This window comes from Afipia sp. Root123D2 (assembly GCF_001425835.1).
GTDB lineage: Bacteria > Pseudomonadota > Alphaproteobacteria > Rhizobiales > Xanthobacteraceae > Afipia.
This window is the reverse complement of record NZ_LMDP01000001.1, coordinates 1,679,844-1,700,863: the sequence shown is the minus strand read 5'-3', so window position 1 is coordinate 1,700,863 and position 21,020 is coordinate 1,679,844. Positions and strand designations below refer to the sequence as shown.

The 21,020-nt window shown below is 61.9% G+C and carries 21 protein-coding genes; 14 read left to right on the top strand and 7 right to left on the bottom strand.

The features are described from left to right. Positions 1 to 2: 2 nt before the first annotated feature. Positions 3 to 1,166 (bottom strand): LPS export ABC transporter permease LptF, encoded by a 1,164-nt coding sequence (gene lptF, locus ASC80_RS08185; protein ID WP_056294875.1) that lies wholly within the window; start codon positions 1,164 to 1,166, stop codon positions 3 to 5. A 347-nt stretch (positions 1,167 to 1,513) separates the two neighbouring features. On the opposite strand from lptF, the gene ASC80_RS08180 reads away from it, so the two are divergent. The 3 genes from ASC80_RS08180 (at position 1,514) to ASC80_RS08170 (ending at position 4,337) form a co-directional block, all read left to right on the top strand. Continuing rightward, positions 1,514 to 3,013 carry a leucyl aminopeptidase gene (locus ASC80_RS08180; RefSeq protein WP_056295817.1) on the top strand — a complete coding sequence of 500 codons (1,500 nt, stop codon included), beginning with the start codon at positions 1,514 to 1,516 and terminating at the stop codon, positions 3,011 to 3,013. A 55-nt stretch (positions 3,014 to 3,068) separates the two neighbouring features. After that, complete coding sequence (locus ASC80_RS08175) at positions 3,069 to 3,521, top strand: DNA polymerase III subunit chi (RefSeq protein WP_056294872.1); 453 nt, start codon at positions 3,069 to 3,071, stop codon at positions 3,519 to 3,521. 309 nt (positions 3,522 to 3,830) lie between these two features. Further along, positions 3,831 to 4,337, top strand: a complete 507-nt coding sequence (locus ASC80_RS08170; protein WP_056295814.1) for a hypothetical protein — start codon at positions 3,831 to 3,833, stop codon at positions 4,335 to 4,337. Positions 4,338 to 4,373: 36 nt separating this feature from the next. Here ASC80_RS08170 and ASC80_RS08165 read toward each other — a convergent pair whose 3' ends face one another. From ASC80_RS08165 to ASC80_RS23005, 3 genes are all read right to left on the bottom strand, one after another. Next, entirely contained in the window at positions 4,374 to 6,236 is a 1,863-nt protein-coding gene (locus ASC80_RS08165) for an ABC-F family ATP-binding cassette domain-containing protein (RefSeq protein ID WP_056294869.1), read from the bottom strand. Positions 6,237 to 6,325: 89 nt separating this feature from the next. Next, positions 6,326 to 6,586, bottom strand: a complete 261-nt coding sequence (locus ASC80_RS08160; protein ID WP_056294867.1) for a hypothetical protein — start codon at positions 6,584 to 6,586, stop codon at positions 6,326 to 6,328. Between the two features lie 163 nt (positions 6,587 to 6,749). Further along, positions 6,750 to 7,058: a sulfur globule protein precursor gene (locus ASC80_RS23005; RefSeq protein WP_082512444.1), complete on the bottom strand. Its 309-nt coding sequence runs from the start codon at positions 7,056 to 7,058 to the stop codon at positions 6,750 to 6,752. A 306-nt stretch (positions 7,059 to 7,364) separates the two neighbouring features. Here ASC80_RS23005 and ndk point away from each other — a divergent pair, with 306 nt between their 5' ends. Both ndk and ASC80_RS08145 read left to right on the top strand, forming a co-directional pair. Next, the gene (gene ndk / locus ASC80_RS08150) at positions 7,365 to 7,787 is read left to right on the top strand and encodes a nucleoside-diphosphate kinase (RefSeq protein WP_056294860.1); all 423 of its coding nucleotides are present in this window, start codon (positions 7,365 to 7,367) and stop codon (positions 7,785 to 7,787) included. 146 nt (positions 7,788 to 7,933) lie between these two features. After that, positions 7,934 to 8,758: a TerC family protein gene (locus tag ASC80_RS08145; RefSeq protein WP_502690948.1), complete on the top strand. Its 825-nt coding sequence runs from the start codon at positions 7,934 to 7,936 to the stop codon at positions 8,756 to 8,758. 15 nt (positions 8,759 to 8,773) lie between these two features. Here the strand turns inward: ASC80_RS08145 and ASC80_RS08140 are convergent, their stop codons facing one another. Continuing rightward, a complete protein-coding gene (locus ASC80_RS08140) occupies positions 8,774 to 9,883 on the bottom strand; it encodes an autotransporter outer membrane beta-barrel domain-containing protein (RefSeq protein ID WP_056295811.1) in 1,110 nt (369 codons plus the stop codon). A gap of 314 nt (positions 9,884 to 10,197) precedes the next feature. On the opposite strand from ASC80_RS08140, the gene ASC80_RS08135 reads away from it, so the two are divergent. Together ASC80_RS08135 and ASC80_RS08130 are read left to right on the top strand one after the other, a co-directional pair. After that, positions 10,198 to 10,401 carry a cold-shock protein gene (locus tag ASC80_RS08135; protein WP_056294852.1) on the top strand — a complete coding sequence of 68 codons (204 nt, stop codon included), beginning with the start codon at positions 10,198 to 10,200 and terminating at the stop codon, positions 10,399 to 10,401. A gap of 150 nt (positions 10,402 to 10,551) precedes the next feature. Continuing rightward, the gene (locus ASC80_RS08130) at positions 10,552 to 11,901 is read left to right on the top strand and encodes a PQQ-dependent sugar dehydrogenase (RefSeq protein WP_056294848.1); all 1,350 of its coding nucleotides are present in this window, start codon (positions 10,552 to 10,554) and stop codon (positions 11,899 to 11,901) included. Between the two features lie 6 nt (positions 11,902 to 11,907). Here the strand turns inward: ASC80_RS08130 and purN are convergent, their stop codons facing one another. Both purN and purM read right to left on the bottom strand, forming a co-directional pair. Next, positions 11,908 to 12,564, bottom strand: coding sequence for a phosphoribosylglycinamide formyltransferase (gene purN / locus ASC80_RS08125; RefSeq protein ID WP_056294843.1), 657 nt, complete (start codon positions 12,562 to 12,564; stop codon positions 11,908 to 11,910). Positions 12,565 to 12,566: 2 nt separating this feature from the next. Next, positions 12,567 to 13,640 carry a phosphoribosylformylglycinamidine cyclo-ligase gene (purM, locus tag ASC80_RS08120; protein WP_056294840.1) on the bottom strand — a complete coding sequence of 358 codons (1,074 nt, stop codon included), beginning with the start codon at positions 13,638 to 13,640 and terminating at the stop codon, positions 12,567 to 12,569. 169 nt (positions 13,641 to 13,809) lie between these two features. Between purM and ASC80_RS08115 the strand changes: the two genes are divergently transcribed. The 7 genes from ASC80_RS08115 (at position 13,810) to alkB (ending at position 21,019) form a co-directional block, all read left to right on the top strand. Further along, positions 13,810 to 14,352 (top strand): CDP-alcohol phosphatidyltransferase family protein, encoded by a 543-nt coding sequence (locus ASC80_RS08115; RefSeq protein ID WP_056295807.1) that lies wholly within the window; start codon positions 13,810 to 13,812, stop codon positions 14,350 to 14,352. A gap of 31 nt (positions 14,353 to 14,383) precedes the next feature. Next, positions 14,384 to 15,064 carry a P-loop NTPase family protein gene (locus ASC80_RS08110; protein WP_056294837.1) on the top strand — a complete coding sequence of 227 codons (681 nt, stop codon included), beginning with the start codon at positions 14,384 to 14,386 and terminating at the stop codon, positions 15,062 to 15,064. Between the two features lie 185 nt (positions 15,065 to 15,249). Further along, on the top strand, positions 15,250 to 17,436 hold the full coding sequence (locus tag ASC80_RS08105) for an RNA degradosome polyphosphate kinase (protein WP_056295805.1): 2,187 nt from the start codon (positions 15,250 to 15,252) through the stop codon (positions 17,434 to 17,436). A 46-nt stretch (positions 17,437 to 17,482) separates the two neighbouring features. After that, positions 17,483 to 18,985 (top strand): exopolyphosphatase, encoded by a 1,503-nt coding sequence (gene ppx / locus ASC80_RS08100; protein WP_056295802.1) that lies wholly within the window; start codon positions 17,483 to 17,485, stop codon positions 18,983 to 18,985. A gap of 109 nt (positions 18,986 to 19,094) precedes the next feature. Next, positions 19,095 to 19,628, top strand: coding sequence for a methylated-DNA--[protein]-cysteine S-methyltransferase (locus tag ASC80_RS08095; protein ID WP_056294834.1), 534 nt, complete (start codon positions 19,095 to 19,097; stop codon positions 19,626 to 19,628). Next, positions 19,625 to 20,365 (top strand): 2OG-Fe(II) oxygenase, encoded by a 741-nt coding sequence (locus ASC80_RS08090; protein WP_056294830.1) that lies wholly within the window; start codon positions 19,625 to 19,627, stop codon positions 20,363 to 20,365. The genes ASC80_RS08095 and ASC80_RS08090 overlap by 4 nt, the downstream gene beginning before the upstream one ends. Then, positions 20,366 to 21,019 carry a DNA oxidative demethylase AlkB gene (gene alkB / locus ASC80_RS08085; protein WP_056294828.1) on the top strand — a complete coding sequence of 218 codons (654 nt, stop codon included), beginning with the start codon at positions 20,366 to 20,368 and terminating at the stop codon, positions 21,017 to 21,019. The last annotated feature ends 1 nt before the right edge of the window (position 21,020 follow it).

Sequence of the window (21,020 nt, the reverse complement as noted above, 5' to 3'; positions counted from 1 at the left end):
CATCATGATGTCGCCAGCGGGCGGTTGAAGCGTGCGGCCCATCGCGTCAGGATTTCCATGACCGAGACAGGCGCGTCTATGACCTTGCCCCCAGCAATCATCCAGGCGCTGATGCCCGCGACGAACGCGAGCATCGAATACTGAACGACCACCGCGATGGGCGAGGAAACCGCCAATACGGAACAGGCAAATCCGGCAATGCGCACGATGGTGACTGCAAGAACGGCGCTTGTCATCGCGAAGCTGCGGCTCTGGCGCGTCGTGCGTGGAGCGCCGAGGAATGCGAATGTCAGTGCGACGAATACAAAGGGATAGATCGGCGCGAGCAGCCGATCATGCAATTCGGCGCGAAACTGGCCCGGCAGCTTTTTGTAAACGGGATCGTCCTTTGGCGGGAACATCAACTCCCACAGGAAGCGTTCGCGCACGGTGTAGCTGATATTCTGGTTCGACGAGGAGGCATACTTGGACATGTCGAAGGCATAGCGCCCGAATGCCACCAGAGCCGGATCGCGTTTGCCGACCTCGAAGCGCTGCAGGTTGCCGTCCTCCAGCACAAGGAACGACCCCTTGTCGTTTTTCAACACGGTCCCGTGCTGGGCGATGATGCTGATGCGCTCTTTGGGATCGCGGCGATCGTCGACGAAGATGCCGACCAGCTGGCCGCCCGGCCGGCGTTCGCGGATGCGCACCGTCAGGTTGGCGTCGAGCTGCGTGAAGCGGCCAGGCTGGAGAATGTTGGACAGGATATCGGCGGTGATTTCAGTGTCCCAGCGCTTGAGCCGTCGCAATCCGTCCGGCGCGAGGTATGCGCTGATAAAGGTCACACCTAACGACACCACGATGGTGGCGTAGAGAAACGGACGAAATATCTGCCACGGGCGCATTCCGGCGGCGTTCATGACGATGATTTCGGAATCGGTCGCCAGCTTGCTCAGGGTATGGGCAACCGCAATGACCGCGGCGATCGGCGCGATGATCAGAACGAGGAGGGGAATCGCCAGCCCTGTCACGCCGAGAAAGACCAGAACGGTCTGGCCCTGACTGGTCATGAGGTCGATGCCGCGCAGCGCCTGCGTGATCCAGATCACGCCGGTCAGACTGATAAGCACAACCACGAACGACATCAGGGTCGTCCGCAAAATATAGGTGTCGATGGACCCCATCGGTCAGCGATATCCCAGCGCCAGAGAGCCTGGAAACGAACTGCCTCACTCAGATCCCGTCAGGGATCCCCCAAGAGCGCGGCGGCACGTTGCCGGCGAATTGATTATCCTCATAGCATCCCTTTGATTGGTCAACAAAATGGCCGTTGGAGAAATGCCCACAGGGCGTGGTTAATAAAACGTCAGCCGTGGCTTTGCAGCCACGAAATCCGGCCGGGAATTCACGTTTGCGCGTCCGGCCGGTGCGGCGCTTTGCAGCAGCGGCACGATGCGTTCATAGTGGCCATCCCGCCCGGGATTCTGTTCCCTTTGCCGCGCATGCCGCGATGTTTTTGGAGGATTTGCTCATGACCGACGCCGTTAAGGTCGGCTTCGTCCCGTTTTCAACGACGCCCCGCGGTGTCCTCGTCGTTTTTTCCGATGAATCGATGAAATTCGGCCCCGCGACGCGCAAGCTGCTCGGCGCCGCTGCAGAGACCGTGAGGCGCGCTGCCGCCGCCGCCCAGTTCAAGGGCAAGAGCGGGTCGGCGCTGGATATTCTGGCTCCCGCAGGCCTCAAGGTCGGGCGGTTGATCGTGGCCGGCACCGGTAAAAGCGGGTCGCTGAAGGAAGAGGAGTACATCAAGATCGGTGGTACGACGGTAGGACGGCTCAAGGCTGGCACCGATGCCGTGACCGTCATTGCGGAATTGCCAGGCGGTGCGCTGAAGCCGGATCAGGTCGCTGCGATCGCGGCGGGAATCAGGCTGCGCGCTTACAAGTTCGACCGCTACAAGACGAAGAAGAAGGACGACGACAAGGCATTGGCGGCGCAGATTTCGATCGCGGTTGCCGATGTCGCCGCCGCGCGCAAGGCGTTTGCGCCGTCGAATCATGTCGTCGACGGCGTGCTGATCGCGCGCGAACTCGTCAATGAGCCCCCGAATGTTCTCTATCCGGCGGAGTTCGCCAAGCGCGCGGCGCAGTTGCGCAAGCTCGGCGTTCAGGTTGAAATTCTCGACGTCAAGGCGATGACAAAGCTGAAAATGGGCGCGCTGCTTGGTGTCTCGCAGGGCTCGGCCCATGACGGCCGCATGGTGGTGATGCGCTGGAATGGCGGCAATCGCGGCGACAAGCCGGTGTCGTTCATCGGCAAGGGCGTGTGCTTCGACACCGGCGGTATTTCCATCAAGCCGTCGGGCAGCATGGAGGACATGAAGGGCGACATGGGCGGCGCGGCCTGCGTCGTCGGCCTGATGCATGCGCTGGCGGCGCGCAAGGCGAAGGTGAATGTCGTCGGCGCTATCGGCCTCGTCGAGAACATGCCGGACGGCAATGCCCAGCGGCCGGGTGACATCGTTACCTCGATGTCAGGACAGACCATCGAGATCATCAACACCGACGCCGAAGGCCGTCTCGTGCTGGCCGATGTGCTTTGGTATGTGGCGCAGAAGTACAAGCCGAAATTCATGATCGATCTGGCGACGCTGACCGGTGCGATCATGGTGGCACTTGGCACCGAACATGCCGGGCTGTTCTCCAACAACGACCAGTTGGCGGAGCGCCTGTTCGAAGCAGGGCAGGAGACCGGCGAGAAGGTCTGGCGCCTGCCGATGGGGCCGGAATACGACAAGCTGATGGATTCGAAATTTGCCGACGTGAAGAACGCCGGCTCGCGCTACGGCGGCTCGATCACCGCGGCGCAATTCCTCCAGCGCTTCGTTGACGAGACGCCGTGGGCGCATCTCGACATCGCCGGTACCGCGATGGGTGCGCCTTCCACGGAAATCAACACGAGCTGGGGTTCGGGTTACGGCGTGCGACTGCTCGATCAGCTCGTGGCCGATCACTACGAGGCGAAGCGATGAAAACCAACAGCGGCTGGCGCTCCTGCGCCGGCCGCGTCGGATGACGGGCGGTGCGATGACGGAAATCCTGTTCTATCATCTGCAGAACATGTCGATTGAGAACGTGTTGCCGCCGCTGCTTGAGAAGTCGCTCGAACGCGGCTGGCGCGTCGTGGTGCAGGCGGGATCCGAGGAGCGGGCCGACGCGCTCGATGCGCACCTGTGGACCTATAGCGACGATTCCTTTTTGCCGCACGGAACCTGGCGTGAAGGCGATGCCGCCGATCAACCGGTCGTGCTGACGGTGAACGACGACAATCCGAACAGTTCGTCGGTGCGATTTCTTGTCGACGGCGCTCCGCTACCGGTCGACTGCACCGCCTACGAACGCGTCGTGCTGATCTTCAACGGCGATGACGACGATGCCCGGCAGGCCGCACGTGCCGCATGGACTGACAGCAAGGCGCGTGGCTTTGATCTCACGTACTGGCAGGCCGATGAGCGCGGCAGGTGGCAGCGCCTCGATTAGGCTCTGGCGGTTTGGATTAATGATAACCGCGAATTAAGGTTGCCGGGCTTGCCCCCAGCCACCGTGGTGCCGCAAATAGATGTTGGGAAAGCTGACAGGGCAGATTTCGTGGGGAATGGGGATTCCCGTGCCGCAACCGCGCTTGAATCGATGAGCGGAAATCGGTTGAGGCAAAGGCCCTAAGTATTTGGGTGGACGCAATTATCGCAACAGAACGAGGTCCCGTTTTGTCGCGATGGCGTCGAGTTGGTGTGGGAATATGATTTGACGGTCGATCGCAGAAAATTCGCCCCGAAGGGGATTCTGGTGATGCTGTTGCTCGCTCCGGCGATTGCCGGTTGCGGCAGCATCAGTGATTTTTCGATTAAAGATCAGGAATGGTTCTCACGCCCGGGCAGAATGTTTGGCGGACGATCGCTCTCGATCGAAACGCCGCCGCTCAGCGTCGACAAGCCGGTCTCTCAGAATGACTTGATCTCAGCGGATGGTGCTTGTCCGGGAATGACGCCGCAGGGCGCCCCCGCCGACGCCAATGCCTTGCAGGATACCAAGCAAGGTGACGCACAACCGGCGCAGCCGACGGGCGCGGTCGCGCTTGGACATCCCGAATGTGACGTGGCCCGTGCCCTCGGCTCGCCTGACAATGTCAACCTGTCGAACAATCAGCGTGGCGATCGTCTGGCGGTGCTGACCTATCTGCATGGACCGCGGCCAGGCATTTATACTTTCACCGCGGGGCGGCTGTCCTCGATCGAACGCGCAGCGACGCCTGAGCCGGTGAAGCCGATGCGGTCCTCACGATCCAAGAAGCACTAACCGGGCTGACACGTCTTCGACCTGTTCGGCGAAACCTCAGCCGGCGGCCTGATCATAGGATGAACTGGCCTCGAGCCAATTCTCCTCGGCACGTTCGAGCGCAGCGGCCGCGGCGGCGCGTGCCTTGCTCAATTGTGCGGCCTGTTTCGGATCACGGGTAAATAGGTCGGGCAGCGCGAGCGCGGTGTCGATCTTGGCGATGATCCCGGTGATCCGTGCGATCTCCGTTTCGGCTTCCGTAATCTTCAGCTTGAGCGGCGTGCGCTTCTCGCCTTTGGCCCGTTGGGGTTTGTCGCGGCTGTTGTCCCGGTCGCGGCCGGAACTGCGGATACCGCGCGTCGTAAGGACTGACCGGCGATAATCGTCGAGATCGCCGTCGTAGGGCGTGACCGCATGATCGGCGACCACCCAGAGCTGATCGGCGCAAGCCTCGATCAAATAGCGGTCGTGCGAAACCATGATGATCGCGCCGGGATAGTCGTTGATGGCTTCGGCGAGCGCCGCGCGGCTGTCGATGTCGAGATGGTTGGTCGGCTCGTCGAGAATGATCATATTTGGGCCATGGAAGGTCGCGAGCCCGAGCAGAAGCCGTGCCTTCTCGCCACCCGACAGGCTTCGCACCGTGGTGTCGCCGGCCTTTCCGGAAAACCCGATGGCGCCGACGCGGGCGCGGACTTTGCTTTCCGGCGCATCGGGCATCAGCCTGCGGAGGTGATCGTAGGATGAGCCGTCGAGATCGAGTTCGTCGGTCTGATGCTGGGCGAAATAGCCGACCGACAATTTGTCGGCGCGCATGATCTTGCCGGAAAACGGCGACAGTTTTCCTGCCAGCAGTTTGACCAGCGTCGATTTGCCGTTGCCGTTGGCGCCGAGCAATGCGATGCGATCGTCGTTGTCGATGCGCAGGGTGACGCGGTTGAGCACTGGCTTCGCCGGATCGTAACCGACCGAGACATTATCGAGCGCGATGATCGGCGGCGACAGCAGTTTCTCCGGTTCGGGAAACGTGATCTCGCGCACGTCCTGCGTCACCAGCGCCGTGACCGGCTTCATTCGTTCGAGCATCTTCACGCGCGATTGTGCCTGACGTGCTTTCGAGGCCTTGGCCTTGAAGCGGTCGACGAAGTCCTGCAGGCGCTTGCGCTCCTCGGCCTGCCGTTTGGCATGCTTTGCGTCGAGCATTTCGCGGGTGGCGCGCTGCTCCTCGAACGACGAATAGGTGCCCTTGTAGAGTGTCAGCTTGCCGCGATCGAGATGCAGGATCTGATCCACCGACGTGTCGAGCAGGTCGCGGTCATGGCTGATGACGATGACGGTGCGCGGATAGTTGGCCAGATGATCCTCGAGCCACAGCGTGCCTTCGAGGTCGAGATAGTTGGTCGGCTCGTCGAGCAGCAGAAGATCGGGCGCTGCGAACAGCGTCGCCGCCAGCGCGACGCGCATCCGCCAGCCGCCGGAAAATTCCTGACAGGCGCGCGCCTGATCGGCAGTCGAGAAGCCGAGGCCGCTCAGAATGGCGGCAGCGCGGGCCGGTGCGGAATGCGCGTCGATGTCGACGAGGCGGGTCTGGATTTCGGCGATGCGATGAGGATCGTGAGCGGTTTCGGCTTCCTCGAGCAGGGCGTGCCGCTCAAGGTCCGCCTTGAGCACGACCGAGATCAGGCTTTCGGGGCCGTCCGGCGCTTCCTGCGCGAGACTGCCGACGCGCCAGCGCGGTGGAACCGCGATCGAACCGGTTTCGGTCGGCAGTTCGCCGCGGATCGCATGGAACAGCGTCGATTTGCCGACGCCGTTGCGGCCGACAAAGCCGACGCGTGCACCGGGCGTGATCTGCACCGTGCTGTGGTCGATCAGCAGACGTCCGGCGATTCGGACCGAAATATCGTTGATGGAAAGCATGGCCGGGTTTTCACCGGAGCGACCGCCAAAGGCAACCCGTTAAAGTTCTAAATTGCGCCTCGGTGACGCGATTTTCAGCCTTTGGCAGATCAATGAGCACCCAGGGCGGTGTCGAGCGACGGGACGATCGAGGGTGCGTCGATGTCATCGACCTGTCGCAGGCGTTCCATCAATTCCTGGAGGCGAGGCGGCAGTTCGTTCGCGGCCGGCTTCATGATCTCGCGCAAGCGCTCGCCGATGCCATCGCAGACGGCAGCGCTCGTTCGGTGATCCATTTGCAGGGCTTCAGCATTGATTCGATTCGGCATGGTCACCATCCGTTTCAATTCAATTCGCTTAAAAACGATCATACATGTTCAAGCGATGGTCGAAAGAAACGTTTCGTCCGTTCAAATTTGATGGTGTGTTTTCCGTAAATTTTTATTTGTCGGAACCGGGAACGCCCTGCGGCCAAATGAAATCCCGGCCGCTCGCGCGACCGGGACAACATTGTTCAACAGGATCGGTCGGTGGTCAGTAGCAGCGGTTCACTGTGCGCCAGCGCGGGCCCCATGGCGTCGGAACCCGCCGGCGGACGTAGCAACCACCATAATAGGCCGGGCCGCCGACATAGAAGCGTGGACCCCAGCCGCGATGATGTCCGTGATGCCAGCCGCCATGATGTCCGTGATGCCAGCCGCCATGATGTCCACCGCCATGCCGGCCACCATGATGTCCACCACCGTGATGTCCGCCGCGTGCCGATGCTGCGGTCGGCATCGACGCGGTCGCGCCGACAACTGCGATAGCGGCGACCAGTCCGAGTGCGAATTTGCGTAACATGGATCTCTCCCTTCAATGACGCCAAAGCGCCGTTCGATTGGGTGATCTTCGGAAGGGCGTTACCCGCGATCTTCCATCGTTGCGATGGTGAAAAGGCTAGCAGGGCAACGTGAACAAGGACCCGATGCGGCCTTCAGACCGCGTTCATGTCGATGAAATCGTGGTAATATTGGCTGGCCGAGATCTCTCGTGATCCGCGTGCACGGTTGCGGTGCCTGACTTGGCTTCGCCCGGCCGCTTGCTGTCCGGCAATGACGCCGCTATAAGCGCCGGCACCTTCCCAACACTGTTATTCAAGGACAAATCATGGCGATTGAGCGCACCTTTTCGATTATCAAGCCGGACGCGACCGCGCGCAATCTGACCGGTGCCGTCAACGCCATCATTGAAAAGGCGGGACTTCGCATCGTTGCGCAGAAACGCATCCAGATGACCCGCGCTCAGGCCGAAACCTTTTATGCCGTCCACAAGGCACGGCCGTTCTTCGGCGAGTTGGTGGATTTCATGATCTCCGCGCCGGTCGTGGTGCAGGTGCTGGAAGGCGACAACGCCATCGCGAAGTATCGTGACGTGATGGGCGCGACCGATCCGTCGAAGGCGGCTGACGGCACCATTCGCAAGGTTCATGCGAAGTCGATCGGGGAGAACTCGGTCCATGGATCGGATGCCGCTGAAACCGCAGCCATTGAAATTGCTCAGTTTTTCTCAGGCAACGAAATCGTCGGCTAGCCCGGTCACAGGCCGCAAGGCCTGTGGAAAGAAGTTGCTTTCGTTCGTGACTGGCTAGGTATACGGTATACAAGGGTCACGGGCGATTGCCTGCGTAAGCAGGCGATGAAGCCTCGTCGTATGGGGAGACGATCGTGGACTGGCTGATGCACCTTTTCGATCCCGCGACCATTGGCGGGGTCTTTACCCAGTTCCAGACCGAAATCCACGAGCCGCAATTCTGGGTCGCGCTGACCAAGATCATCTGGATCAACGTTCTGCTGTCCGGCGACAACGCGCTGGTGATCGCGCTGGCATGCCGTGGTCTGGAGCCGCGTCAGCGGGTCTGGGGCATGGTCCTTGGCGCCGCGGTCGCGGTGCTGCTGCGGATTATCTTCACCGGCATCGTCGCCACGCTCCTGGAGTTGCCGTATCTCAAGCTGATCGGCGGCCTCGCGTTGCTCGTGATCGCGGCCAAGCTGCTGGTGCCGGAAAACCATGACGAGGACGGCGTCAAGGCGGCGTCACATTTGTGGGCGGCCGTGCGGATTGTTGCGGTTGCGGATATCGTCATGAGTCTCGACAACGTCATCGCCGTCGCGGCCGCGGCCAACGGCAGCGTCGTGCTGCTGATCCTCAGCCTCGTCATCAGCGTGCCGCTGATCGTCGCGGGAGCTGCGCTCATCATGGCGGTGCTCGATCGCCTCCCGATTCTGGTCTGGCTTGGCGCGGCCTTGCTGGGGTGGATCGCCGGCGAGGTGATCGCCACCGATCCCGCCGTTCATCCGCTTATCCAGCGGTTCCTTGACGGTCAGATCTCGATCAATCTCGACGCGACATCGTCGATGTTCGGATTTGCGAACCATCTCGGGATCGGCGGAAATATCGGCGAGTTCACGATGGCCGTGCTCGGCGTCGTCGTGGTGCTGATCCTCGGATCGTATTGGCGCCGCCGCGCGCTTGCGGAGGAGGCGAAGCCGGTCAGCGCCTGAATGCTGCCGGCCTCTTCACCATTTCACTTCAAGACCGACCGTGCCTTGGTGCGAGTTGAAACCGTCGCGGAACTTGCCGTCAAAGTTGGCATAGAGCCGCGCGTTGCGGCTCATGATCCATGACATGTTCGCACCGGCATCCGCGCCATACGTGCTCTCGCGGATGCCCTGTACGGCAATGCTGTTGCCGGCGAGACTGACTTGAACGGTGCTGATGTTCTGCGAGAAGTTGTCGACGAATTTGCCGTAGGCGGACACATCGAAAATCTGCTGCCCGACGATCCAGTAGTGCCCAACTTCGGCTCCTGCCATGACTCGCGCGCGTTCGCCATGCGCATCGGCCACGTTCACCGGATTCAATCCCCCGATTTCCTGAAAGGCGTCGGTATGCGAGACGACGTATTCTAGTCCGAGCTTGGGCACGACGCGGCTTTGTCCGAAGGCCTGATAGTAGCTGAGTTCGACGAGAGCACCGTCGACGCGCCCGTCATAACCCGACAACGCGGGACCTCCTGTGGTCGACCGGTTTGAATGGATCGAGGCGAAGCCGTGGATCGCGGCGAACGCCAACGTCCATGGGCCATTGGTATAGGCGGCGTTGATTCCGATCTGCGTGAGATCGAGCGTTGCCGTCTGCAGCGCCAGCGGCGCATCGATCTTGGTGCGGCTTTGATCCACTGAAACGCCGGCGGTGAAGCCGGGCGCGAGCGTCATTCCCAGACCCGCGACGCCGCCCCATGTTCGCCGCTTGTCGCCGACGAACGTGCCTTGGGCGTCGGTGCGCGACTTATTGCCGTAACCTTCGACCCATGTGCGATAGCGCGGCGCTTCGGCGCTCTCTGAGGCACCGCCGCCGGCCGCGTTGTCGCGCTGGGCGTAACCCCATGTTGCCTGACGTCCGAGGCGCTGGAGGAAGTTGCTGCCGATGTCCAGTTGCGCGGCGCCCACGGAGAGTTGCACGGTGTTGTCGGTCAGATTTGGAAACGGGATGGGGGTGGGAGTCGGCGGCGGCGGTCCGCCCTGAGCCTGTGCAAGCGACGGGGCGAAGGCGACGACCATGATCGCGATCGCACCAATCAGAAATGGCACGATCCGACGTCCGACGTTGAGCCGCAATCCCGTCATCGCGCATTCCGAAAGTAAAAAATCAAATATTTCAAAGCCGATTTGGCTTGAAGCGCGGCGCGCCGTCAACGCTTTCGCACTGCACGGCATGGTCATTGGTGCGCGCTGTGGTCGCGGTGCCACATGCCCAATGCGGGCATCTTTGCCTTGCTAAGCCCGTTTTTTCATGTTGGGATTGTCCTACAATCGGATTTAGGCCGTTCGACTGTGCGTTTCGGAATCGAGAACTCTGGCAGACATCTTAAAGCCCGCTTGTGGCGTGGCACGCGTGAAGCGTGGCCGCGTCTTTTTTGTATCTAGATCAGGAGACAGACGTGGCAAAAGGCACCGTCAAGTGGTTCAACCCAACCAAGGGTTATGGGTTCATCAAGCCCGCTGTCGGCGATAAGGACGTGTTCGTCCATATCTCGGCGGTCGAGCGTGCCGGGCTCACCACCCTGAACGAGAACCAGACCGTGGAATACGAACTCGTTGAAAATCGCGGCAAGGCGTCCGCCGAGAATTTGAAGGTCTCGTGAGTTCGTCAAGCGGCCGCATTGGTTCGTTCAAGTATTGTCTCCCCCGGCGTGTCGCCGGGGGGTTTTGTTTTTCGGCGCTCCTGCTGCGTTGACCGAACGGGCAGCTGACGGTGTGAACGTTTCTTTGTCTTGTGCATTGTCGCATCGGCAATGAGAGCCGTCCGTGACATCAAAACAATCTCGATCATTTCCGCCGCCGCGGGAGCGCTGACACTGGCCGGTTGCAACGAACAGGCGAGCGTCCCGATCGAACAGGGATACGGCCCGAATCCGACCCTGCCTGAGCCGAAATCGTCATGGATTCCGACGGTGAATATTGCCACGGCGACCGGGTGGCGGAACGGCGAGAGGCCGGTCGCCGCCAGCGGCTTTGCTGTCGCGGCATTTGCGACGGGTCTCGATCATCCGCGCACTGTTTATACGTTGCCGAATGGCGATGTCCTGGTGACCGAAACGAATGCTCCGCCCAAGTCGGATGATGCCTCCGGAATACGCGGCTGGATCACGAAGAAGGTGATGGGCCGCGCGGGCGCGGGGACACCGAGTGCAAATCGGATCACGCTGCTGCGTGACGCCGATAGTGACGGCGCGGCCGAAATCCGTTCCGTATTTTTGCAGGGGTTGAACTCGCCATTCGGCATGGTTCTGGTCGGCAATGATTTCTATGTTGCCGACACCGACGCGATTCTGAAGTTCCCGTATCAGGAAGGTACGACGCGGATCGACACGAAAGGTGTCAAGCTCGCCGATCTGCCGGGAGGAACGATCAATCATCATTGGACCAAGGACCTGACGGCCAGTCCGGACGGCGCGAAACTGTATGCGACCGTTGGCTCGAACAGCAATGTCGGCGAGAACGGCATTGAAGCCGAGACCAATCGTGCGGCGGTGCTTGAGATCGATCGCGCCAGCCGATCGGTCCGTCTGTTCGCATCAGGTCTCAGAAACCCGAACGGACCATCGTTCCAGCCGCAAAGCGGTGCGCTGTGGGTTGCCGTGAACGAGCGTGATGAAATCGGCAGCGATCTCGTGCCCGACTACATGACATCGGTGAAGGATGGAGGCTTCTACGGCTGGCCCTACAGCTATTACGGTCAGCATGTCGATGTCCGGGTTCAACCGCCCCGTCCGGATCTTGTCGCCAAGGCCATCGTTCCGGATTATGCGCTCGGTCCGCATACCGCTTCTCTGGGTCTGACATTCAACACAGGCAAGCTGTTTCCCGCAAACATGGAGGGCGGCGCTTTTGTCGGACAGCACGGCTCATGGAATCGCAGTCCGCGCAGCGGCTACAAGGTTATCTTCGTCCCGTTCGCCAACGGCAAACCGTCGGGTCAACCGCGTGATGTTCTTACCGGGTTTCTGAATGAGAAAGGTGAAGCGCGCGGACGGCCGGTCGGCGTGCGGATCGACAAGCTGGGTGCATTGCTGGTTGCCGACGACGTAGGGAATACGATCTGGCGGGTGACACCGTCGCAGCGCTCGGCGGCGATCCAGTAATCGTACTCAGATAATCGCCGGCGCGATCAGCCTGTCGTCGGGGCTTGCATTCGCACTGGTGCGGCAGACGCCGCCCTCGATCCGGGTGCTGCCGCTGGCGACCAGGCGCAGCGCATCCGGATAGATTTGGTGCTCAACGGCGAGGACGCGCGCAGCCAGCGTCTCGGGCGTGTCGTCGTCGCGCACGGCGACAGCGCCCTGCATGATGATCGGGCCTGCATCCATTTCAGGCACGACGAAATGCACCGTTGCGCCATGGATCTTGACGCCATCGGCGAGCGCGCGCTCGTGGGTATGCAGGCCGCGATAGGACGGCAGCAGCGCCGGATGGATGTTGAGCATCCGTCCGTCCCACTGCTTGACGAACCACGGCGTCAGCAGCCGCAAAAATCCAGCGAGGCAAACAAGCTGGACATTGTGGGCAACGAGCGTGTCGTTGAGCGCGCGCTCGAACGCCTCACGGTCCTTGCCGAAAGGTTTGCTCTCGACGGTCGCGGTCTCAATGCCGGCAGCGCGCGCTTTCTCAAGTCCGCCCGCGCCGGCGATGTTGGAGACGACCAGCACGATCTCGGCGGGAAAATTCTTGGCTGTGGCTGCTTCGATCAGGGAGGCCATGTTCGAGCCACGCCCGGAGATCAGGATGGCGACCCGGCGTTTGCCCATCGTCACAGCGCCAGATCGAGGTGGCCGTCATAGGCCACCCGCTCATCGCCGGAGGCGGTGACGACTTCGCCGAGTTGCACGACAGTCTCGCCGGCTTCGGCGAAGATGTCGATCACGGCAGAGACAGCGTCGGGCCGGACGATCGCGATCATGCCGATGCCGCAATTGAAGGTGCGCAGCAGTTCCAGTTCTGCCACGCCGCCCTCGGCTGCGAGCCATTTGAACACCGGCAGCACTGGCACGCGCGGCAGATCGATCTTCACGCCGAGATGTTTGGGAAGCACACGCGGAATATTGTCGGTGAAGCCGCCGCCGGTGATATGGGCGAGGCCCTTGACCGCCCCGGTTTCGCGGATCGCCCGCAGGCATGATTTTACATACAGCCTCGTGGGCGTCAGCAGCGCACCGCCCAGCGTCATGACCGGCGCAAACGGAGCCGGGGCACCGAAACCAATCCCCGACTTCTCCACGATCTTGCGGACCAGTGAGAAGCCGTTGGAATGGACGCCGGAGGAGGCGAGGCCGATCACCGCATCGCCCGCAGCAATGTCGCCATGGGGCAGCAGCGAACCGCGTTCGGCGGCGCCGACCGCGAACCCGGCGAGGTCGTAGTCACCGTCCTTGTAGAGGCCGGGCATTTCTGCGGTTTCGCCGCCGATCAGGGCACAGCCGGACTCCCGGCAGCCTTCGGCCACGCCCGCGACGATCGAGGCCGTCGCTTCTGGGTCGAGTTCGCCGCAGGCGAAATAGTCGAGGAAGAACAATGGCTCGGCGCCTTGGACCACCAGATCGTTGACCGACATGGCCACGAGATCGATGCCGATCCCGCCATGGATGCCGGTTTCGATGGCGATCTTGACCTTGGTGCCGACGCCGTCGGTGGCAGCGACCAGAATAGGGTCCTTGAACCCGGCGGCCTTGAGATCGAACAGGCCGCCAAATCCGCCGATTTCGGCATCGGCGCCGGCGCGCGCGGTGGCGCGGACCATCGGCTTGATGAGATCGACCAGCCTGTTGCCGGCGTCGATGTCCACGCCCGAGGATGAGTAGGTAAGGCCGGATGTCTTGTCGTTCATGCCGCTTTCCGAGGTTTATGAGGTGGTTACGTCGGATTTATGCCGGGTGCAATGGCTCGCATGCGCGCCGCGCATCGACTATGTAGATAACCGGTGGCCGCGGGCGTGGCAGGGAGATTCGCCCGGAACCGGCGGGACGGGCGAACGTAATATCGGGGACAGTCGGCGCGTGAATATTCCCAATATCATCACCCTCGGGCGAATTCTGCTGGTGCCCCTGATCGTCTGGGCGATCGCCTCCAATCAGATGACCGTCGCTTTCGTGATTTTCGTCGTCGCCGGGGTCAGCGATGCCGTCGATGGCTTTCTCGCCAAGCGTTTTAACATGACGACCGACATCGGCGCGCTGCTCGATCCGCTCGCCGACAAGGCACTGCTGGTCACGATCTATGTCGCGCTGGCGATCTGGAACGCCATCCCGCCGTGGCTGGTCATTCTGGTGGTGTCGCGCGACTTCATGATTGTCGGCGGTGTTATTGTGTCGTGGCTGCTCGACAATCCGGTGCCGATGAAGCCGCTGATGGTGTCCAAGCTCAATACAGTCGCGCAGGTCGCTTTTGCGGCATTGATCCTTGCCTCGCTCGGATTCGGGTTCCGGTCGTATCCGTATGATGTCCTGCTGATGGGACTGGTCGCGGTCTTGACGCTGCTTTCGGTCTGCTTCTATCTCGTGGAATGGGCGCGGCACATGAGTACGCCGAAGTCACTGTAGCGTCGCCGGAATGACCGGCAGGAGTAATTGCGTGGCTGGCAGCGTTCAACCTCGGCAGCTTGCCTTTGCGTTACCGCACGGGGAAAGCCTGTCGCGCGACGACTTTCTCGAAGGTCCGAGCAACGCGCAGGCTCTGGCGCTGGTGGAGAACTGGCCGGACTGGCCGAACCGCATCATGGTGATGGTCGGTCCGGAAGGTTCCGGCAAAAGCCATCTGGCGGCAATCTGGGCGGCGGAGTCCGGCGCTCGGACAATGACTGCACATTCGCTGACGACGGCAAACGTACCCGGCGCACTGGCGACCGGCGCGCTGGTGGTCGAGCATCTGGAGCCATCGGGGTTCGACGAGCGCGCGCTCTTCCATCTGATGAATCTGGCGCGTGAGGACGACGCCTTCGTGCTGATGACGGGACGCTTGCCGCCGTCCGCATTCACTGTCGAATTGAAGGATGCAGGTTCCCGGCTGCGCGCCTTGCCAGTGGTCAATCTCACGCCGCCGGACGACAACATGTTGCGCGCGCTGATCGTGAAGTTCTGCGCCGACCGGCAGATGAGCGTGGACGAGAGCGTGGTCAGCTTTCTGGCGTCGCGGATCGAGCGGTCGTTCGTCGCGGCGCGGCGCGCGGTCGAAGTGCTGGATGCCGAGTCGCTGCGGCTGCGCAGGCCGGTGACGCGGGCGCTGGCCTCTGAAGTGTTGCGCGACGCCCGATAGGGTGTGCCGCTCAGGATGCAACCTCCTTGCGAGGCGCGACTTGTGATGGGCCGGCTCTGGCCTGCGCCTTGACGACGCATCGCCTTGGCTCATCAATGTCATTGAACTGTCATGAGGCTGGCACATGGTCGGCGGCAAATCGCCGGCAGGCCGCGTCTCGGGAGTTCAGGATGGATCAAGTTGCGATGGATTCCGCTCAAGCTATTGAAAAAAAAGAAGAAATATCAACTGCAGCGGGTGCTGCCTCTATCGCGGCATCGTCCGAACGGTTCATCAACCGCGAACTGTCCTGGCTTCATTTCAACCGCCGCGTGCTCGAGGAAGCGGTCAATCCGCACCATCCCCTGCTGGAGCGCGTCCGCTTTCTGTCGATTTCCGCCAATAACCTTGATGAATTCTTCATGGTGCGCGTCGCCGGGCTCAAGGCGCAGGTTCGTGAAAGCGTGGCCGAGCGCAGCCCCGACGGCTTGACGCCCGCGGAGCAACTGATCGTCATCAACGAAACAGTCTCGACACTGGCCGTCGATCAGCAAGCAATCTGGCGCGATCTGCGTGGCGTCCTTGCCGATGCGGGGATCGTTCTCGTCGAGGGTCGCGACCTAACCAAGGCCGAAGCGGCCTGGATCGAAAACCACTTCCTGCATAATATCTTTCCGCTGCTGACGCCGCTGGCGATCGATCCTGCGCATCCGTTCCCGTTCATTCCCAGTCTTGGCTTCACCGTCGCGCTGCATCTGGCGCGTGGGTCCGATGGCAAGGCGATGAACGCTCTGATACGTATGCCGGGCAAGATCGATCGCTTTATCCGCTTGCCGGTTGTGAAGGATGGTCCGGCGCGGCTGATTACGGTCGAGCAGGCGACAGGCCTGTTCATCGGCAAGCTGTTTCCCGGCTACACCGTCAAGGGCCAGGGCGCCTTCCGCATCATCCGCGACTCCGAACTCGAAATCGAGGAAGAGGCGGAGGATCTCGTTCGCCTGTTCGAAACCGCCCTCAAGCGCCGCCGCCGTGGATCGGTGATCCGTCTCGAGGTCGAAGCCGCGATGCCTGTCGATTTGCGATCGTTCGTGCAGCGCGCACTGTCGGTTCCGGACGACGATGTGTTCCTGGTCGACGGCGTGCTGGCGATGAACGAGTTGTCGCATCTGACGCGGCTCGACCGGCCCGATCTCGAATTCGCGCCGTATGTTCCGCGACATCCCGAGCGGGTGCGCGATCATGGCGGCGATATCTTCGCGGCGATCCGGCAGAAGGATCTGATCGTCCATCATCCCTACGAGTCGTTCGACGTCGTGGTGCAGTTCCTGCAACAGGCGGCGCGCGATCCCGACGTGGTTGCGATCAAGCAGACGCTCTATCGCACCTCGTCGAACTCGCCGATCGTGCGCACGCTGGCGGAAGCTGCCGAAGCCGGGAAGTCGGTAACCGCGCTGGTCGAACTGAAAGCGCGCTTCGATGAAGAAGCGAACATCCGCTGGGCACGCGATCTGGAGCGTGCCGGCGTCCAGGTGGTGTACGGCTTCCTCGAGCTCAAGACCCACGCCAAGCTGTCATTCGTGGTGCGTCGCGAGGGTAGCGGCCTGACCACCTACGTCCACACCGGCACCGGCAACTATCATCCGGTGACGGCCCGCATCTACACCGACCTGTCGTATTTCACGTCGGATCCGGTAATCGCGCGCGATGCCGCGCGCGTGTTCAATTACATCACCGGCTACGCCGAACCGATCGACATCGAGAAGATGGCGGTGTCGCCGCTGACATTGCGCAAGCGCATCATCGAGCACATCCACGCCGAGCGGAACTACGCCCGGAACGGCAAGCCCGCTGCGATCTGGATGAAGATGAATGCACTGGTCGATCCGGAGATCATCGACGCGCTGTACGAAGCCTCGCATGCAGGTGTGCCGATCGAACTTGTGGTACGCGGAATTTGCTGTCTACGCCCCGGCGTTCCGGGATTGTCCGAGAACATTCGGGTCAAATCGATCATCGGCCGGTTCCTGGAGCATGGCCGAATCTATTGCTTCGGTATGGGGCATGGCCTGCCGGGACCGAAAGCAGCTGTGTATATCGCCTCGGCCGACATGATGCCGCGGAACCTCGACCGCCGTGTCGAGATATTGTGTCCGCTGCAAAATCCAACGGTTCATCAGCAGGTTCTCGAGCAGATCATGGTCGCGAACCTGAAGGACAATGAGCAAAGCTGGCAGTTGTTGCCGGATGGGTCGTCAACACGTATGAAGGCTGCGAAGGGTGAGGAACCTTTCAACCTGCATAACTACTTCATGACCAATCCGAGTCTGTCAGGCCGTGGAAAGTCGCTTAAGGAATCTTCGCCGCGTCGTCTCACGCGCCGTTCGGAGCGTTAAGTCCGCCAATTCAGCGGCGGCGCAATTGCGCCTTTCACGTAATGGGCTGACCAGGCTGCGGAAGCCGTCATCGAGCGTTGCGGTTATCGATATCGGATCGAACTCGGTCCGTCTCGTCGTCTATGAGGCGATGACTCGCAACCTCTCTCCGATCTTCAACGAGAAGACCCTGTGCGGTCTCGGCCGTGAGGTGCAGACCACGGGGCTGCTCGCTCCGGATGCCGTCGACAAGGCGCTGGCCGCGCTCAAGCGATTTCGCGCGCTGTGCAAGGTGATGAAGGTCGGCAAGGTTCACGCGATCGCGACGGCAGCGTGCCGCGACGCGACCAACGGCGCAGCTTTCATTGCAAAGGCGGAACGTATCTGCGGCTCGCCGATCGAGATCCTGTCGGGCGCGCGCGAGGCAAAGCTGTCCGCGCTCGGCGTGATCTCGGGTGTCTACCAGCCCGACGGCGTCGTCGGTGATCTCGGCGGCGGCTCGCTCGAACTGGTCGATGTCCGCGGAAATCGCACCCGCGCGGGCGTCACGCTTCCGCTCGGCGGACTGGCTTTGCAGGACATTTCTCAGAAGTCGCTGAAAAAGGCCGAGCGTCTGGTCAAGGAGAAGCTGCTTGATCTGCCGCAGCTCAAGGCCGGGAAGGGTCGGACCTTCTACGCTGTCGGCGGCACCTGGCGCGCGTTGGCGCGCATCCACATCATCCAGAGCGGCTATCCGCTGCACGTGATGCACGGCTATACGATCCCGGCGGCCGATGCGCTCGATTTTGCCCGGCGGCTGCGCCGCCTCGCCGCCGCCAACATGCTGGCCGACATCGAGACGGTTGCCGATGCCCGCCGCCCGCTGCTCGCTTATGCGGCTCTCGTGCTGGAATACATCATTCGCGTCGGCCAGCCCAAAGACGTGGTGTTCTCCACCTACGGCGTGCGTGAAGGTCTGCTGTTCGAGATGCTGTCGGAGCGCGAGCAGAAGCAGGATGGGCTGCTCGCAGCTGCCCGGACGCTGAATCAGTTGCGGTCGCGCTCGCCCGCCCATGCCGAAGAGCTGATCGAATGGACCGACCGTTTCATGCGCGCTGCCAAACTGCGCGAGACCCCGGACGAGCGGCGGCTGCGCCACGCCGCCTGTCTGCTGTCGGATATCGGATGGCGCGCCCATCCGGACTATCGCGGCGAGCAGACGATGAGCGTCATCACCAACGGCAATTTCAGCGCGATCAGCCATGAAGGCCGGGCGTTTCTCGCGCTGGCGGTGTTCTATCGTTACGCCGGTCTCAGCGCGGAGAATGAATCGCCGGAGGTGGTGCGCGCACTGTTGCCGCCGGCCATGGTCGAGCGGGCGCGGCTTCTCGGTGCGGCATTTCGTGTTGGCCATCTGATCTCTGCGGCGCAGCCCGGCGTTCTGCCCGCCACCCATTTCAGAACAAGGAATCAAAAGCTCACGCTGGTTCTGGACGACCGGATCGCTGATCTGGCGGCGGATCGCGTCACGAATCGCTTCAAGCAACTCACACGGCTCATCGGGCAGGGTAGAGCCGCTAAAAAGAGATAGTGCGGTCGAATACCGGCTGTCGGAAATCGGGTGGAGGAAAATTCTCCATCGGGCCATGTAAGGTCGATCGGACGCGCAATGTGCGCGTTGCCCTACAAGGTATCTGGACATGACCAGCATCAAAGATCGCGCCACTGGCGCAAATGCCGAGGTCCATTTTGCGGTTGGCGAATGTTCGCTCGGTTCGGTTCTCGTCGCGACGCGCGGCAGGGGCATTTGCGCCATTCTGCTCGGCGATGATGCAAATGTCTTGAGATACGAGTTGCAGGCCCGTTTTCCGCAGGCCCGCCTCGTCAGCGGCACGGCTGATGCCGTGGCATTGGCTGCAGTGGTGGTTCAGGGCGTTGAGTCTCCGGCGCATGCGATCGAGTTGCCGCTCGACGTCCACGGCACGCCGTTCCAGCGGCGGGTGTGGCAGACGCTGCGTAAAATCCCTCCCGGCAAGACCGCAAGCTACGCCGACATCGCAAAGTGCGTCGGGTCGCCGAAGTCGGTGCGGGCGGTGGCGCAGGCCTGCGCCGCGAACGCGCTGGCGGTCGCGATTCCGTGTCATCGTGTGGTGCGCAGCGATGGTTCACTGTCGGGCTATCGCTGGGGCGTCGAGCGCAAGCGCAGACTTCTCGATCTGGAGGCACGCGCATGACCGTCGCGATAAAGACAAGACCGGCCGCTGATGCGACTGGGCATCGCACCAGCGCTATCGACTGGCCGGTGATTACCGCGCATCTCGACGGCAACGGCTGGGCGGTGCTCGATAAGCTTCTGTCGGCGGATGAATGTAACGCGATTGCCGGTTTGTATGGCAACGAAGACGGCTTTCGCAGCCATATCGTGATGGCACGGCACGGCTTCGGCCGTGGAGAATACAAGTATTTCTCCTATCCGCTGCCGGAGATCATCTCGGATCTGCGGACGTCGCTCTATCCGCGGCTTGCGCCGATCGCTAACCGCTGGAACGAGTCGATGGGGATTGATGTCCGCTATCCCGAAGCCCATGCCGATTTCATCGCGCGCTGCCACAAGGCCGGACAGAAACGGCCGACGCCGCTGCTGCTTCAATATGGCGCCGGTGACTACAACTGTCTGCATCAGGATCTGTACGGCGAGCATGTGTTTCCGCTGCAGGTCGCGATCCTGTTGTCGGAGCCGGGCAGGGATTTCACTGGTGGCGAGTTTGTGCTGACCGAGCAGCGCCCGCGGATGCAGTCGCGAGCGGCCGTGGTGCCGCTGCGGCAGGGCGATGCGGTGGTGTTCGCGGTCCATAACCGGCCGGTGCAGGGCACGCGCGGGACCTATCGCGTCAACCTGCGGCACGGCGTCAGCCAGTTGCGCTCCGGGCATCGCCATACTGTCGGCATCATTTTTCATGATGCAAAATAGATGAATGACCTGTTCGACAATCTTTTGGCGGACGACGGCGCCGGCGATGTGACGCTGGGGCCGGGGGCTGCGATCCTGCGAGGTTTTGCGCGACCGCACGAAACCGCGCTCGTCGGGGCGTTTCGCGCGATGATTGCGGATGCACCGTTTCGTCACCTGATCACGCCCGGCGGCTATCGTATGTCGGTAGCGATGACGAATTGCGGCGCGGTCGGCTGGGTCAGCGATCGCAGCGGCTATCGCTATGCGCCGATCGATCCCGACAGCGGCAAGCCGTGGCCGGCGATGCCCGAGGCTTTCGCCGATCTTGCCGCGAAGGCTGCGGCTCACACCGGCTTTGCCGGCTTTCGTCCCGATGCCTGTCTCATCAATTGCTACGAGCCGGGCGCAAAGCTGTCCCTGCATCAGGACAAGGACGAACTCGATCTCGATGCGCCAATCGTCTCGGTGTCGCTGGGGTTGCCGGCGGTCTTCCAGTTCGGCGGCATGGCGCGGAGCGACCGCCCGGCACGACACCGGCTGACCCATGGCGACGTGGTAGTGTGGGGCGGCCCGTCGCGGCTGGCCTATCACGGCGTGATGCCGCTCACCGACGGAGAACATCCGCTGCTCGGCCGCCAGCGTATCAATCTGACATTTCGCAAGACGCGATAGG